Below are 15,144 nucleotides of genomic sequence, written 5' to 3' on the forward strand. Positions count from 1 at the left end.
GTGGTGGCGAAAATTTTGAAGCTTAAACTATATGTAAATAACTTGAATGTCTTTAATAGCTTAGCTCCCCCCTCAACCTTAGAAGCTATCTCATTATGCACTACAGCATGTGTTTGCTAGGTGTAACAGTAGTTGTGGGGTGATACGCTTAGACAAGATGATTTTCACCTAGGAAACAGCTGTGTAGGAATTTCGTTGAAATTCGCCGAAATTTAGACAAAGCGTTACATAGACCGAAGATAAATATAAAAAGATATCTTTTGGTCTGTAATAAGGTGGGCTTGCTGTTGTATTGTTAGGGGCGATGGCGCAGTTATATACCATGCATGCGCCCCCTACTTTCTTGATGAAGCACACCACCAGCATGTCTAAAGTTTCTAATCAATTGCTTGTTATTGGCCTGATTTTAGTTGTGGTCACATTCGGCCTAAATATCTACAACAATGCTACAGCCGCTGCGGGCCAGAGCGAAGCCTGGTTTTCTACCAATTGGTGGGCGCGGTGGTTTCCGCTGTATGGCACCGGGGGCGCATTGATGTTAGCAAGTGCTGTGTTGCGGAGGATGCGTAAAGAACGCGAGTAGTTGCGAATGCGGGTTTTAGCGTTCGCCTAGAGTTAAGCCTTGGTGATTAATGAGCAAGTCAGCAATAGAGTCGGCCGATTTTTCTAGAGCATCTTGGCTCATAACACCCATGCCCACTTCAAAGATTTCACCGCTTTCATTGATCACTATGGCTTGGCCACCGCTGTCATCGCCGATCATAAAATAATCTGGTAGGTACTCAGCGACTTCATAGTCAGCATTGCGTTGAGGCAGAGCATCAATGCCGTGCAAGGCTAAGCAGCCATCCGAGCTTAAGCCATTGCTGATCAAAAGCAGATCTACATAGGCTTGTGGAAAGCGAATGGTGGATTGCGACTGGGCAACCTGTATTTGTTCTAGCAAGGCGGGCGGGTTTACGGAGTAATGCTCGCACAGATACTGTTCACTTAGCATGTAAGGCTCTTAAGTAACTAAAGGGGAAAGGGTTATTTTCCGATGCAGAGCAGAAATGTTAAGCCTATTGTATCTATTGGGCTTTAAAGGTGTTTGGTGTAAGTTGTTGACTTTGCTTGGGTTCATATACTTATGTATCTATTTGTATATTTCGAGGTACTCTGTACCCTGTGATCTTATTTTTTAAGTGGTAGTCAGACTATTTTTGTAGCAAGTTTAAGCATAGTTGGGTATGGTTTTCTTTCTGGCTACACCGATCACTTCGACCATGCGTTCGACAGTGATTCCGCCTGCTTCAGCACCAGTTCAATGGCGGCATCCTCACCTACCGGCGGGTACTTCCACTTCTTCAGGGTACGTCGCACCAGAATCCGCAGTTTGGCGCGTACGCTCTCGCGTACCTGCCAATCCACCGTGGTGCTGTTGCGCAGTTTCTCGGTGATCTCGACGGCAATTTTCTTGAGAATGTCGTCACCCAGTTCCCGCACGGCGCTTTCGTTGTTGGCCAGCGCATCGTAGAAGGCGATCTCGTCCGGATTCAGCCCTAGCGCTGCTTCACGCTCCAGCGCTGCCTGGAAGTCCTTGGCCATCAGGATCAACTCCTCGATGACCTGCGCCGTCTCCACCGCCCGGTTGTGGTACTTGCGCAAGGTTTCCAGCAGGCGGTCGCCGTACTTCTTCTCCTGCACCACGTTGTTGCGCGCCCGCGCCTTGATTTCGTCGCGCAGCAGCTTTTCCAGCAATTCCACCGCCAAGTTGCGGGTCTTCATCTGCCGCACGTCTTCCAGGAACTCTTCCGACAGCAGGCCGATGTTGGGCTTGTCCAAGCCCGCCAGAGCGAAGATATCCGCTACCCCGTCTGCCACGATGGCATTGTCCAGGATCTGCTTGAGCGCGCTGTTCTTGTCCGCGTCGGAGCGCTTGCGATCCACCGTGGTGAACTTGACGATGGCGGCCTTGACGGCGGCAAAGAAGGCAATCTCCGTGCGCAGGGCGGCAGCTTCGTCCAAGGTGCTGCACAGGGAAAACGCTTTGCTCACCGCCAGCATGGCATCGAGGAAGCGCTGCTTGCCGTCCTTCAGCCCTAGGATATGGTTGGCTACCGGCACCAGCAGCTTCATCGCATTGGTCTCGAACCCGCTGTAATCGAAGCCGTGCATCAGCCCGCGCACGATGTCCAACTTCTCCAGCAGTACTGCCAGCGCCTCGGCTGCGTTATGCGCCGGGTCGCCCTTGCCCTTGGATTCGGTGTAGGTCTTGAGCGCCGCTTTCAGTTCGTTGGCAATGCCGATGTAATCCACCACCAATCCACCGGGCTTGTTGCGGAACACCCGGTTGACGCGGGCAATGGCCTGCATCAGGTTGTGGCCCTTCATGGGCTTGTCTACATACATGGTGTGGCAGCAGGGGGCGTCGAAGCCGGTCAGCCACATATCGCGCACGATCACCAGCTTCAGCGGGTCTGCCGGGTCCTTGAAGCGTTTTTCCAGGCGTTTCTTCACCTGCTGGCTGTACAGGTGCGGCTGCAGTAAGGGCTTGTCCGCTGCCGAGCCGGTCATCACCACCTTGATCGCACCCTTTTCCGGGTCGGCGTCATGCCAATCCGGGCGCAAGGCAACGATGGCGTTATACAGCTCGGCGCAGATGTCGCGGCTCATGCACACAATCATCGCCTTGCCTTCCAGCATGGCAGTGCGTGTCTCGAAGTGCTGCACCAGGTCGGCAGCCACCTGTTCCAGACGCGGCTGCGCGCCCACCAGCTTGGTCAGTGCCGCCCAGTCGCTCTTGGTCTTCTCGCGGGCGGTGATGTCTTCCTCGTCCTCGATGACCTCATCTACCTGGGCGTTGAGTGCGTCGATCTCGGCCTGGTTCACATCCAGCTTGGCTAGGCGGCTTTCGTAGAAGATCGGTACCGTGGCACCATCGTCCACCGCGTCCTGAATGTCGTAGATGCTGACGTAATCGCCGAACACCGCCCTCGTGTCTTTGTCTTCCAGGGCAATAGGCGTGCCGGTGAAGCCGATGAAGGTAGCGTTGGCCAGCGCGTCGCGCATGTGCTTGGCGTAGCCGAACACGTACTTGCCGGTCTTGGTATCCAGCCGCCCCTTCATGCCGTACTGGCTGCGGTGCGCCTCGTCGGAGATCACCACGATATTACTGCGGTCCGACAGCAGCGGGTGTTGTTCCTCATTGTCCAGCAGCGCGAACTTCTGCACCGTGGTAAAGATGATGCCGCCTGCCTCGCGCGAGGCCAGCATTTCGCGCAGTTCTTCTCGGCTGCCCGCCTGCACCGGCGTTTGCCGGAGCAGGTCTTCGGCGGCGCAGTAGGTGGCGAACAACTGCCCGTCCAGATCGTTGCGGTCGGTCACCACCACCAGTGTGGGGTTCTTCATCTCCGGCTGCTGCAACAGCTTGCCCGCGTAGCAGGCCATAGTGATGCTCTTGCCCGAGCCTTGCGTATGCCACACCACGCCAGCCTTGCGGCTGCCGGGCTGCACTTCCTTGCCATAGGTGGCACGCGGCTCCTGTACTTCCAGCATTCCCTTGTTCGGACTGCTGGCGGCAATCACCGTGGCCTTCACCGCTTCGCGCACCGCATGAAACTGGTGGTAGCCGGCGATCTTCTTGATGATCTGGTCGGCATCCTGCTCGAAAAGCACGAAGTGGCGCACATAGTCGAGAAACAGCGCAGGCTCGAAAAAGCCGCGCACCAGCGTTTCCAGCTCGAACTCCAGCAGCGGCCGGTCGTCCTCGTTGGCAATCGCCCGCCACGGCTGCATGCGCTCCTGGTTCGCCGTGAGCGAACCTAGCCGTGCCGTGAAGCCGTCGCTGACCACCACCGCCACGTTCGTGTTGAACAGGTCGCCAATCTCTTCCTTGTAGGTCTGGATCTGGTTAAAGGCATCCCAGAGGTCGGTCTGCTCGTTGGCGGGGTTCTTCAGTTCGATCACCGCCAGCGGCAGGCCGTTGACGAAGGCCACCAGGTCGGGGCGGCGCGGCTGTTTGCTGCCGGTCACGGTGAACTGGCTGACCAGCAGGAAATCGTTGTTGCGCGGCTCGGCAAAGTCGATCAGGTTGACCAGATCAGTGCGCTTGTCGTCGCTTACAGAAAACTCGACGGAAATGCCAGACAGCAGCAGCTGATGCGCGCGGCGGTTGCGGGCGATCAGCTGCTGCTCGCTGATCGTAAGAAACTCGTGTGCCGCCTGCTCCAGCGCCGCAGCGGGGATGTGCGGGTTGATGCGGGTGAGCGCGACTAACAAGCGTTCCCGCAGTACGGTCTGGCGATAATCAGTGCGCGCAGGGCTTTCTCCATCGGGTGCAATGCTTGAACCCTGAACGTACTGCCAACCAAGCTCCTGAAACCAAGCGATGCTGTGGTCTTCGAGTTGCTGCTCCGTGATCATGCCCCATCCTCCATCAGCGCCAACAATAGGGCTTCGATAGATTCATCATGCTCTCCCTCCGGATACCAGATGGCAAATATGTTGGCTCTTGCCAAATCTTTTTTCCGCTCTACACGATCGATCCCATCTTTTAACTCAAGGAAAGCGTAGTGCTGTGGAAGCGTGTGGGAACCTTCGGCTGAGACCACTTCTTCCATTGCCCGTAGCGTGCGGTCCGTCAAAAGGCTGCACCCGATAAATAACAATGACTTCCCGAACAAGAAGCGTGAAAAGAATCTCTTAACAACTCCTGAGTCGCTATAGGCGTGCTCGTACTCACCATGAAGTAGCACGCGATTTGCAATCGATTCGCATGAACCATGCAGCTTTAGAAGGTATCTTCCACCAGTACTCAAAATACGCAATGCTTCTTCCAAGTTAGTGCCAAGCACCACTTGGTCAAAGCCTTGTGATTGCCCAGAAAAGACAGACTCAAGCAATTTGTCGAAATTAGTGGTAATGATATTTGAGTCTGGAAACACAAGCGGGAGTAAATTTATTGCGCCAGCAGTCGTGCAATTTCTATCAAAGCACTCCTGTAGCTGCTTGTTGAATAACGCAGAGCCAAGATCATCGTAAATTAGCTGGGCTGCACCTTCATAGTCTCCAGAATTTAACAACAACTCCAGATAATTCTCTTTGACGTGCGACTCAGACTGTAGGTCCCATAGAAATTTCGTCCACCCCGGATAACCACTAGGTATTGATATACCCGCACCAAGAAATGGAACAACATTCCGAGACTCATATGCTCTCTTGAGAGCCTTGAAACGGTTTTCGTTGTCGTGTGTGGTCAGCACTTGACCAGCCAACTCACGTAAGCCAGCCTTTCTTTCCTCAACCCAATCTTCAAAAGATAGTTGATAAGTTTCAGGCTCTAAATCTTTGAGTATTCGACTCCGCTGAAAGGTAGAGCCAATGATGGTCACATCCCCTTCGGAATTGAGATATTCATGGTACTTGGGACGCCAGAATTCCATGGTCATCCCTCAAGTGTTTCAGAAAGCTTAACTTCACCCGACAGCAATTTAGGCAGTAAATTGTCGCGAGTATCTGCGAGAGTTGAACTTTGTTCCGCCAGTGTCTGCATCATCGAAAAAATCGAAGATGCTTTCCGCTCAAAAGCACAACCAACGTTGTGCGGCGGACGAACAATAGGGATCTTCTTAAGGTCAGAAACGTTGAGATACGGCAAAGCAGTGCCTGAAACCAATGTATTGAAATCAATCGTGCTAAGCATCGAGTACAAAAAATATGCTCCCGACTTACCTTCAACAGGACTGGCTGACATTAAATTGTTGTCAATGATTGTTGGGGTGGTCAGTAATCTGCGACGATTCGAAATTAGCGCCACGCCAATCTTGGCAAAAACTGTCGCCCCTAATGGGTGCAGTTTGGCTTTCATTTCAGACTGCTGTGCTTTGCTCACATAGTTGTTAGCTGATTGAATGAATACCTCGTTGCCAGCAAGGTTCATATCACTAACCTTGATGAACGGATAGTCTCCCTCTGTGCTTCCCTGATGTTCTGGCTTAAATGCGCTACCAGCCGTAAAGCTGCAAACATCACCCAGAACACTGTGCGTCCATCCCTTTGGAATCTCACCCAACTCCGACGCTTCCATTGCATCAGGAAACAGCGCGGCGGTGGCGGCGAGTTGGTCGTGGTGCTCGCGGGGCATCAGGTCGAGTTCGGTGTCGGTCTTGCCGCTGATGGCGCGCATGGCGGCGCGTAGTGGGTCTTCGCCTCGTTCGATGGCGGTGATCTTGGCCTTGACCGGGTCGAAATCGACAAACCAGGACTTGAAGATGGCTTGCGCCATGGCTTCGAGGGTTTGGTTGATGCGGCGGCTGAGGTCGATCTTGTTATCAAAAGAACGAAGTGTTTTGGCTATCGCACGTTGCTCTTCGATGGACGGTAATTCAAATTTAAACTGTGCCAGCGCATCTTTATCTCCGCGTGGCATTTTTGCACCCTTGGATGTTCTAATGCTGAACTCGGTGAATTTTTCCCACCGACAAAGATTATTTAGAAACCCTGGGTGCAAAGAAGTTTCGTCTTTAGTGCGAAAGACCAATACATCATTTGAGCAGTATCCATCGAACTCTGCTTGCCAAATTTTCTTGAAATAGGTGCGAATATTAGAAAACAGCGTATCGCCGATACTAAATTTCGTCACGCTTCCACTTTTTGGTACGGTTGCTGCTATTGCCACGCCCCCAAAGTCTGCCTGCATGTTTTCAGTGGAGACATATGTCGCATAGGCTGCATCTTGTGCCTTGGCCTTCTCGGAAACAAAATCCACTAAATCACCGAAAACTGTTGGTCTCCACTTAGAAGCCATAACCCAACCCCGCCAAATTCTTCTTGATCTCCGCTTCCAGCTTCGCACTCTTCGCAAATTGCTCCGCCAGTTGCGCCGTCAGCCGCTGCATCTTCTCAGTAAAGGGTTCGCCGTCGTCTTCCTGCTCTGCCGCACCCACATAGCGCCCTGGTGTCAGCACATGCTCATGCTTTCGCACGTCTTCCAACTTGGCGGAATAGCAGAAGCCAGCCACGTCCTCGTACCCCTCGCCCTGCTGCCAGGCATGGAAGGTATCGGCAATTTTCTGGATATCGTCCAGAGTAAAGTCGCGCAGCACGCGGTCTTTCATATAGCCCAACTGGCGGGCATCGATGAACAGGAATTCACCGTGCCGGTCGCGCTTCTTTTTGTCCAGCGCGAAGCCGTTCTGCTTGTCGCGGGTCAGAAACCAGATGCAGGCCGGAATCTGGGTGTTGGTGAACAACTGGCCGGGCAGCGCGACCATACATTCCACGTAGTCGTCTTCGACTAGCCGCTTGCGGATTTCGCCTTCGTTGTTGGTGTTGGAGCTCATGGAACCATTGGCCAGCAGCAACGCCATGCTGCCGGTGGGTGCCAGGTGCCAGAGCATGTGCTGCAACCAAGCGAAGTTGGCGTTGCCCTGCGGCGGTGTGCCGGCGATCCAGCGCGGATCGGCCGCCAGTTTTTCGTTCCACCATTCCTTCATGTTGAAGGGCGGGTTGGCCATAACGAAATCGGCGCGCAGGTCCGGGTGCAGGTCGTTGAGCAGGGTGTCGGCCGGGCCGTTGCCGAAGTTGAAGTCGATGCCGCGAATGGCCATGTTCATCGCGGCCAGCCGCCAGGTGGTTGGGTTGCTCTCTTGCCCGTAGACGCTGATCTGCCCGGCCGCTTTTTTGCCTTGGCCATTGGCCGGTTTGCCGCCATGCTGTTCGATAAACTCCTCGCTTTGCACGAAGAAGCCGCCAGAGCCCATGGCCGGGTCGTAGACGCGACCCTTGAACGGCTGGAGCATTGCCACGATCAGGGTGACGATACTCTTGGGCGTGTAGTACTGGCCGCCCTTCTTGCCTTCGGCCAGAGCGAACTGGCCGAGGAAGTACTCGTAGACGTGGCCGAGGATGTCCTTGGATTTCAGGTCCAGCCGCTGGCCCTTGTACTCCTTCGCGCTGAAGTCGGTATCCGAGAAGTGGCTGATCAGCCCGGCCAACTTGCTGGAGTCGAGTTGCACGCGGGCGAAGTCTTTGTTGAGTACGTTTTTCAGGCGGGAGTTCTCGCGCTCGACGGCTTCCATGGCGTTGTCGATCAGCCAGCCGACCGAGCGCATTTCCTCGGGCTCGTCCTTGCCGGGCTTGTTCCAGGGCAACGCCGCCTTGGGCGGCAGTTGCGCACAGTCACGCAGGGTTTGCCAGCGCGCTTCTACAGGCACCCAGAACACGTTCTTCTCGGTGTAGTAGTCGCGGACTTCGAGCTCGGCGGCGATGTTGTCTTCGTACTCCTGGGTGCCCCCGCCGCCGTATTCATCCGGGTCCATGTAGTAGTCATGAGCCGGGTTGGTGAATTGTTCGCGCAGTTCGCGTTGCCTCTCTTCGAAGGCATCGGAAACATATTTGAGAAAGATCAGCCCAAGCACGACGTGCTTGTACACGGCAGCGTCGAGGTTGGAGCGCAGCTTGTCGGCGGCGGTCCAGAGTTTTTTTTCTAGGTCGTTGAAGAATTGTTGTTCGATGGGGTTCATTACAAAAAAGCCTTAATCTCTACTAGCATGTTGGTATGCAATTTCTTGTAGCTATTGCTGAACCGTGTATAGAGGGTATCAGTTGGGGGATGTTTATGCAGGCCAAAATAACCGTTTCAGTGGCATGATCCTTTTTGTTTCAGCATCTGTAGCGTCATAATGTTCAGTTAATGTACGTACTACATGATCTAGAGCGCACATTGCTAATAGGTATAGGGGCTCTGTCAGCTTCGTATTGTGCCTATTTGGTAAAACCACCTATGCTGACGTATAGCCCACGATCATCTGTGTGGCGGCCACCAAGGATATCTTGGCTACTCATTTGTTCTTTACGGTGTTTAACCTCTGCTACTATTCGTAGATGTTCAAAGCCAAAACCGTCGAGTGAGGTAGCGATGTCCTTGTCTCGGTCAAGGCCTGATGGTGAAACTTTGGTTTTATAGCCCATAGCACGTACGATGCCAGCCGCTAACATATTACCCCAATTTAATTCATTAACTTGGTCTTTGATGTGTTCTAGTGCTTGCGATTCAATATCAACCAGATGGCCATTAATAATTTCTCCAGAATCTTCCTCAGTTTTTTGAGAGAGTCTTCCCTTTAAAGCTGCCAGTATATCAGTAGTAGCATGGGAGGGGATGTCGAATAGTGTCAGGGTGAAGCCGAGGCTATTTTTTGTATTGTTGTTTAGATTATCTCGTGGCAACTATTTTCTTGCCATTGAACAGTACGTGCCAAAGGCATACCTTTATCAGCCCATTCTGGATGGTGTTCGGCTTGAACTATAAGATACAAACGACTTGCAGGGGAGTAGGTAATCACACAGCCATCTGTTTGGATTTATTCAAAAAACGCCAGACTTGGGATGTTCCTGATATAGCTGCTCCCCGTTTTACATATGAGGCGGCAGACTTATATTGATCAATCAACTATTGCTGTATGATATCAGGTTTTGCATATGGTGCTAACTGGTTCCAAGCGATTGCAGATACATTGTGCTCATAAAATGTTTTGTACAGGCCTCCACCTCACTGCGTACCATCCACATTCTTGTTATTATCTTACCTTATGGCCATTAATTCAGAGTAATACTATTCTAGTGATTTTTTTAAAACTTGCTGATTTTTCTATGGTTTTATTATAAATCACCAATAAAATATAAATTATATTAAATCTCTTTTTTATTTTATATTTACGGTTTTTTGATTATTACTTCCCAATACAGAAGCTAGAAAAAATTTCGCCCAATAAATCGTCGCTAGTGAATTCACCGGTAATAGAACTGAGCGATTCATGAGCCAAGCGCAATTCTTCGGCAAACAGATCCAGTACCTGATCGCTGTGCGAGGCATGTTGAGCCGCGATGCTGAGGTGCTCGTTGCTGTTTTCCAAAGCGCGCAGGTGGCGTTCACGTGCTAACCATGGTGATTCACCGCCCCCTGTCCACCCTGCTATGTCTAGCAATGCGCTACGTAGGTTATCTAAGCCCTGCCCTTTTTTGGCCGAGATATGCAAGGTGCGCGCTTGCGGGTTGTGTTCAGGCAAGGCCGATGCGGCTGCTTCGTCTAACAGGTCGCACTTGTTGTAGACGTTTAAGATAGGTACATCAGTAGGCAGCCGTGCAGTGATAGCATCGTCTAGTTGATCGTTAGGCTGTCTGGCATCGTGTAGATGCAAGATGACGTTGGCCTTGGCAATTTCTGCCCAGCTGCGTTCAATACCAATGCTTTCTACTGTATCTTCGGTTTCACGTAGACCAGCGGTATCCACAATATGTATAGGCACACCGTCTAGGTGAATCAGTTGCGTCACGCGGTCGCGTGTGGTGCCAGCAATATCCGTCACGATCGCTATGTCGTCACCTGCCAGCGCATTCAGCAAGCTGGATTTCCCCACGTTAGGTTGCCCTGCCAACACCACATGCAAGCCATCACGTAAGACCATGCCTTGTTTGGCTTGGCGCATCAGATCGTGCAGCGTTTGCTGAATGGTCTGTAGTTGTGCGGCGGCTTGGTATTTTTCTAGGAAGTCTATTTCTTCCTCGGGGAAATCCAAGGTGGCTTCTACGAGCATACGCAGGTGTACCAGCTTATCGGCCAGTTCATTCACATGCTGTGAGAAAGCACCTGATAACGAGGCCATGGCACTTTTGGCTGCCGCACTAGAGGAGGCGTTGATCAAGTCGGCTACAGCTTCGGCTTGAGCCAAGTCCATGCGGTCATTTAAGAAAGCGCGTTGCGTGAACTCACCGGGTTCTGCCAAGCGTAACCCGTATTCTTTACCTACTTCTAAGCATCGTTCTAGTACACGGCGTAATACCGCTGGGCCACCGTGCCCTTGTAGTTCCAGTACGTCTTCACCGGTATAGGAGTTAGGTGCAGAGAAGAACAGGGCGATCCCTTCGTCTATGCTTTGCCCTTGTGCGTCCGCAAAGGGGATGTAATGGGCATGACGGGGTTTGAGTTCGGTATTAAGTAGTGCTTGGGTAAAGGCGCGCAATTGTGGGCCCGATACACGAATAACACCTATGCCACCTCGGCCTGGAGCTGTGGCGATGGCAACAATGGGGGAATGGGAGCTATAAGACATAAGCGGCACACAAAAAACGGCTGAAAACATCGCTATTGTATGCCACCCGCCCCCATCACTGTAGGCGTGATGGGGGCGAGTGAGGTTTACTGTTGTGTAGCCTGCACGAGCATGTCGGCCGAGATATCGGCAATACTGCGGGTGCTGGTTAAGGTCATGGCAACGCGCATTTCTTTTTCAATCAATTGCAGCAGATTGCGTACCCCTGCCTCACCGGCGGTAGACAGCGCGTACAAGAATGCACGGCCTATCATCACGGCATCGGCACCTAATGCCATCATGCGCACTACGTCTAGCCCTGTACGAATACCAGAATCAGCTAGGATTTTTAGATCGCCTTTTACCGCATCGGCAATCGCGGGTAAGGCACGGGCGGAAGATAGCACGCCATCTAACTGACGACCACCGTGGTTAGAGACCACAATACCGTCAGCACCAAAGCGAACAGCATCACGGGCGTCATCAGGATCCAGAATGCCTTTGATGATCATGGGGCCTTTCCAGAAATCACGAATCCATTCTAGGTCTTTCCATGAAATAGAAGGATCGAAGTTATTACCCAGCCAACCTATGTAATCTTCTAGGCCAATTTTCTTACCCAAGTAAGCTGATACGTTACCCAGATCGTGGGGTTTACCGTTTAGGCCCACATCCCATGACCAGTGCGGGTGTGTGACTGCTTGCCAGTATCGACGCATGGCCGCATTAGGACCGCTCATCCCCGAATGGGCATCACGGTAGCGAGCACCAGGTACCGGCATATCCACCGTAAACACCAAGGTGCTGCAGCCTGCCGCTTGGGCGCGTTCTAAGGCGTTTTTCATGAAACCACGATCACGCAGCACATACAGCTGGAACCACATGGGGCGGTTAATGGCTGGGGTGACTTCTTCTATAGGGCACACCGATACGGTAGACAGCGTAAACGGAATACCGTGGGCATCAGCAGCGCGGGCAGCTTGTACCTCACCACGGCGTGCAAACATGCCTGTTAAGCCTACCGGTGCCAACACTACAGGCATGGATAAGGATTCGCCAAAGAGTTCTGTGCTCAAATCCAGATTAGACATGTCTTTTAGCACGCGCTGACGCAGTGCTACACCAGATAAGTCTTCTACGTTACGGCGTAGCGTGTGTTCCGCATAGGCACCACCGTCAGCGTAGTGAAACAAAAAGGGTGGGAGCCGTTTTTTAGCGGCTTCTCTGTAATCGGTAGCAGCAGAAATAATCATAGTAGCGGGTCCGGAAGAGAGAAACGGGTTGAGCGCTGGCGACGAGCAAGGTTGTCGTCGTTTTGGCGTATGGTGTCCTGAACGTAATGCAAATGGTGGCCTATGGCTTGTTTGGCTTGTTCTGGATCGCCCGCCAAAATGGCATTCATCAGGTTTTCGTGCTGATGTGTTAATTGTTTAAGCACATCAGGCTGCGAACTTTGGAACATGGTATTGCGGCTTTGGCTCACTACGGAGAGCAGCACATCAAAGAGCCCACGCATGAACTGTATGAGCACAACGTTGTGCGACGCTTCGGCAATAGACATGTGAAAACGCGCATCGGCGCGTGACGACTGTTCGGCATCGCCCTGCTGCTGGTAATTCACCATGCTGTCAAAACAGCGCTGTATGTTGGCTTTGTCTTGGTCGGTGGCGCGTAAAGCGGCGTACCACGCTGTACTGCTTTCTAGTGCGTGGCGGGCTTCTAGCATGTCGTAGTTATAGGCGGGGTCGGCTACAGCCAGTTGTGCCAGCGGCAATAAATTCTTTTCTGGCCAATCTTGTATGGGTGACAGCACGAAAGTGCCGCCCCCAGGTCGGGTGGCTAATAAGCCTTGGCTCGCTAAAGTACGGATGGCCTCTCGGATGGGTGGACGTGACACGTTCAACTGTACGGCCAGTACACGTTCGGCGGGCAAACGCTCTCCTGGCTTGAGTTGTTGGTCCCATATCAGTTGTTGTATTTGTTGTGCTATCTGGTCTGATAGGCGCAAGGGAGTGGACATCTTGAGGGCCCAGTTTTATGGAAATGTGGCGTTATTTAGTTATTTTGGTAATACCAGAGTATAGCGTTTGTACGGATTTTTGTATCCCTACAAGGGTAAATACGGGTTTCGTGTAAAGTGGTATTACCAATATGATTCAGGGTGATTATTTTTTAGCCAGGTAAGCGGGTGGTCGTAAAAGTGGGGTGGATGGTGACAACGTAAAACCCACCAGTACGTGCTTGCCGATTCTTTAGAAGAGTATTAACTATGAGTTCTCTCTACATGCTACTGGCGTTGGCTCCAATTGCTGTAGTGTTCTTGTTGATGGTGGTGCTAGAACGCTCTGCAAAATTCTCTATGGGAGTTGCATACGTCGTTACAGCGCTGTTGGCATTGTTTGTCTGGAATGCACAGGGTGCCGTGATTGCGGCTGCTACTGTTCATGGTTTGATTACAGCCATTACCTTGCTCTTCATTGTGTTTGGGGCGATTTTGCTGCTGAACACTTTGAAAGAAAGTGGTGCATTGCAGGCCATACGCCAAGGCTTTACCGATGTGTCGCCTGACCGTCGCATACAAGTCATTATTGTGGCCTGGTTGTTTGGTTCATTAATTGAAGGTTCCTCTGGCTTCGGTACGCCGTCTGCTGTAGGGGCCCCATTGCTGCTGGCTCTGGGTTTCCCAGCGATGGCCGCCGTGATGTCGGTATTGATTATTCAGTCCACACCCGTGTCTTTCGGTGCCGTGGGTACACCTATGTTGGTAGGGGTACGTTCTGGTATTGATAACAAAGCCGACGTGGCTTCGCTGATTGCGCCTAATACCCCAATGGAGTATTTGCAGCAGATCGTTGAAAACGTCGCCTTTATCCATGCCCTAACAGGCTTTGTGATCCCGCTGATTCTGTGCGGTTTGTTGACTCGCTTTTTTGGTCAGAAACAATCTTTCCGTGAAGGTTTGGGTGCGTGGAAGTTTGCGCTGTTTGCTGGTATTGCCTTTACCCTTCCCTACTACATCATTGCTAACTTGTTGGGACCAGAGTTCCCATCCATGTTGGGGGCGCTGATTGGTTTGGCGATTGTGGTGCCTGCAGCGAAAAAAGGTTTCTTGATTCCTAAAACCACCTTTGATTTCCCGCCTCGTGACTCATGGGAAGAGAAATGGTTGGGTACCCTGCGTACGGTAGAAGATGGTCCTAATGCCAAGAAATTCTCAGTATTGCGTGCGTTCTCGCCTTACGTGTTGGTTGTGGCTTTCTTGATCATTACGCGTACTATTCCGGCAGTAAAAAGTGCATTGACTGGCCCTGATGCCACCATCACTTTTGCCAACTTGTTTGGTACGAAAATCTCAAGTTCTGCTCAGTTCTTGTTCTCGCCAGGTTTCATTTTGATCGTGGTGTCCTTGCTGTGTATTGCCATCTTTAAGATGAACATGCAGCAGTTTGGCCGCGGCATTAAGAACTCCGGTATTACCATGTTGGATGCAGCCCCTGCTCTGTTGCTGGCGGTGCCTATGGTGCAAGTGTTTATTAACTCTGCTGCAGCGGATGGTTCGCTAAACAGTATGCCATTGGTGTTGGCACAAGGCGCGGCTGGTTTGGCTGGTCACAGCTGGCCTAACGTTGCGCCATGGGTAGGTAGCTTGGGGGCGTTTATCGCTGGTTCTAACACGGTTAGTAACATGATGTTCTCGTACTTCCAGTTCTCTACAGCACAACACATTGGTCTAGGTATTGATGCTTCCGCCATTGTGGTTGCGTTGCAAGCCGTGGGTGGTGCAGCCGGTAACATGATTTGTGTACACAACGTGGTTGCGGCTGGTGCGGTGGTAGGGATGATGAACCGTGAAGGTGAGATCGTTCGTAAAACATTGATTCCAATGGCCTACTATTGTATTCAGGCAGGTCTGATTGGCCAGGCTCTGATTACAGGCAGCATAGGCTGGTGGATTGCCGCCTTGGTGTGGTTGGTAGTGTTCTTCGGAATTCTGTCCAACAGCAAAGGCAAAGCTTTGAAAGTAGCAAACGCATAACCCGCCTTGCCCCATAATAGTTGTTCATAAAAAAAC

General features: G+C 51.9%; 11 protein-coding genes. 2 read left to right on the top strand and 9 right to left on the bottom strand.

Annotation, left to right across the window (positions count from 1 at the left end; genetic code table 11):
* Positions 1–364: 364 nt before the first annotated feature.
* Positions 365–583, top strand: coding sequence for a hypothetical protein (locus GY634_RS00075; RefSeq protein WP_166406555.1), 219 nt, complete (start codon positions 365–367; stop codon positions 581–583).
* Positions 584–598: 15 nt separating this feature from the next.
* On the opposite strand, the gene GY634_RS00080 is transcribed toward GY634_RS00075, so the two are convergent.
* The 9 genes from GY634_RS00080 to lldR all read right to left on the bottom strand — a co-directional run bounded on the left by GY634_RS00080 (position 599) and on the right by lldR (position 13,092).
* Entirely contained in the window at positions 599–997 is a 399-nt protein-coding gene (locus GY634_RS00080) for an SMI1/KNR4 family protein (protein ID WP_166406556.1), read from the bottom strand.
* A gap of 257 nt (positions 998–1,254) precedes the next feature.
* The gene (locus GY634_RS00085; protein WP_166406557.1) at positions 1,255–4,404 is read right to left on the bottom strand and encodes a type I restriction endonuclease subunit R; all 3,150 of its coding nucleotides are present in this window, start codon (positions 4,402–4,404) and stop codon (positions 1,255–1,257) included.
* The gene (locus GY634_RS00090) at positions 4,401–5,423 is read right to left on the bottom strand and encodes an SIR2 family protein (protein WP_166406558.1); all 1,023 of its coding nucleotides are present in this window, start codon (positions 5,421–5,423) and stop codon (positions 4,401–4,403) included. Before GY634_RS00090 ends, GY634_RS00085 begins: the two co-directional genes overlap by 4 nt.
* Positions 5,424–5,425: 2 nt before the next feature.
* Positions 5,426–6,787, bottom strand: a complete 1,362-nt coding sequence (locus tag GY634_RS00095) for a restriction endonuclease subunit S (protein WP_166406559.1) — start codon at positions 6,785–6,787, stop codon at positions 5,426–5,428.
* Positions 6,777–8,504, bottom strand: coding sequence for a class I SAM-dependent DNA methyltransferase (locus GY634_RS00100; protein ID WP_166406560.1), 1,728 nt, complete (start codon positions 8,502–8,504; stop codon positions 6,777–6,779). The genes GY634_RS00095 and GY634_RS00100 overlap by 11 nt, the downstream gene beginning before the upstream one ends.
* 241 nt (positions 8,505–8,745) lie before the next feature.
* The gene (locus GY634_RS17195; RefSeq protein ID WP_242683557.1) at positions 8,746–9,210 is read right to left on the bottom strand and encodes a restriction endonuclease; all 465 of its coding nucleotides are present in this window, start codon (positions 9,208–9,210) and stop codon (positions 8,746–8,748) included.
* A 503-nt stretch (positions 9,211–9,713) separates the two neighbouring features.
* On the bottom strand, positions 9,714–11,093 hold the full coding sequence (mnmE, locus tag GY634_RS00110) for a tRNA uridine-5-carboxymethylaminomethyl(34) synthesis GTPase MnmE (RefSeq protein ID WP_166406561.1): 1,380 nt from the start codon (positions 11,091–11,093) through the stop codon (positions 9,714–9,716).
* An 86-nt stretch (positions 11,094–11,179) separates the two neighbouring features.
* On the bottom strand, positions 11,180–12,325 hold the full coding sequence (gene lldD, locus GY634_RS00115; RefSeq protein WP_166406562.1) for an FMN-dependent L-lactate dehydrogenase LldD: 1,146 nt from the start codon (positions 12,323–12,325) through the stop codon (positions 11,180–11,182).
* Entirely contained in the window at positions 12,322–13,092 is a 771-nt protein-coding gene (gene lldR / locus GY634_RS00120; RefSeq protein ID WP_207625412.1) for a transcriptional regulator LldR, read from the bottom strand. The genes lldD and lldR overlap by 4 nt, the downstream gene beginning before the upstream one ends.
* Before the next feature lie 249 nt (positions 13,093–13,341).
* On the opposite strand from lldR, the gene GY634_RS00125 reads away from it, so the two are divergent.
* Positions 13,342–15,108 carry an L-lactate permease gene (locus tag GY634_RS00125; protein WP_166406563.1) on the top strand — a complete coding sequence of 589 codons (1,767 nt, stop codon included), beginning with the start codon at positions 13,342–13,344 and terminating at the stop codon, positions 15,106–15,108.
* The last annotated feature ends 36 nt before the right edge of the window (positions 15,109–15,144 follow it).

This window comes from Paenalcaligenes suwonensis, assembly GCF_011290505.1.
Taxonomy (GTDB): domain Bacteria; phylum Pseudomonadota; class Gammaproteobacteria; order Burkholderiales; family Burkholderiaceae_B; genus Paenalcaligenes; species Paenalcaligenes suwonensis.

What these genes read in the sequence shown, in the direction of transcription:
- GY634_RS00075 (WP_166406555.1), top strand. Translation starts at nt 365, where the DNA reads ATGTCTAAAGTTTCTAATCAATTGCTTGTTATTGGCCTGATTTTAGTT.
- GY634_RS00080 (WP_166406556.1), bottom strand. Translation starts at nt 997, where the DNA reads ATGCTAAGTGAACAGTATCTGTGCGAGCATTACTCCGTAAACCCGCCC.
- GY634_RS00085 (WP_166406557.1), bottom strand. Translation starts at nt 4,404, where the DNA reads ATGATCACGGAGCAGCAACTCGAAGACCACAGCATCGCTTGGTTTCAG.
- GY634_RS00090 (WP_166406558.1), bottom strand. Translation starts at nt 5,423, where the DNA reads ATGGAATTCTGGCGTCCCAAGTACCATGAATATCTCAATTCCGAAGGG.
- GY634_RS00095 (WP_166406559.1), bottom strand. Translation starts at nt 6,787, where the DNA reads ATGGCTTCTAAGTGGAGACCAACAGTTTTCGGTGATTTAGTGGATTTT.
- GY634_RS00100 (WP_166406560.1), bottom strand. Translation starts at nt 8,504, where the DNA reads ATGAACCCCATCGAACAACAATTCTTCAACGACCTAGAAAAAAAACTC.
- mnmE (WP_166406561.1), bottom strand. Translation starts at nt 11,093, where the DNA reads ATGTCTTATAGCTCCCATTCCCCCATTGTTGCCATCGCCACAGCTCCA.
- lldD (WP_166406562.1), bottom strand. Translation starts at nt 12,325, where the DNA reads ATGATTATTTCTGCTGCTACCGATTACAGAGAAGCCGCTAAAAAACGG.
- lldR (WP_207625412.1), bottom strand. Translation starts at nt 13,092, where the DNA reads ATGTCCACTCCCTTGCGCCTATCAGACCAGATAGCACAACAAATACAA.
- GY634_RS00125 (WP_166406563.1), top strand. Translation starts at nt 13,342, where the DNA reads ATGAGTTCTCTCTACATGCTACTGGCGTTGGCTCCAATTGCTGTAGTG.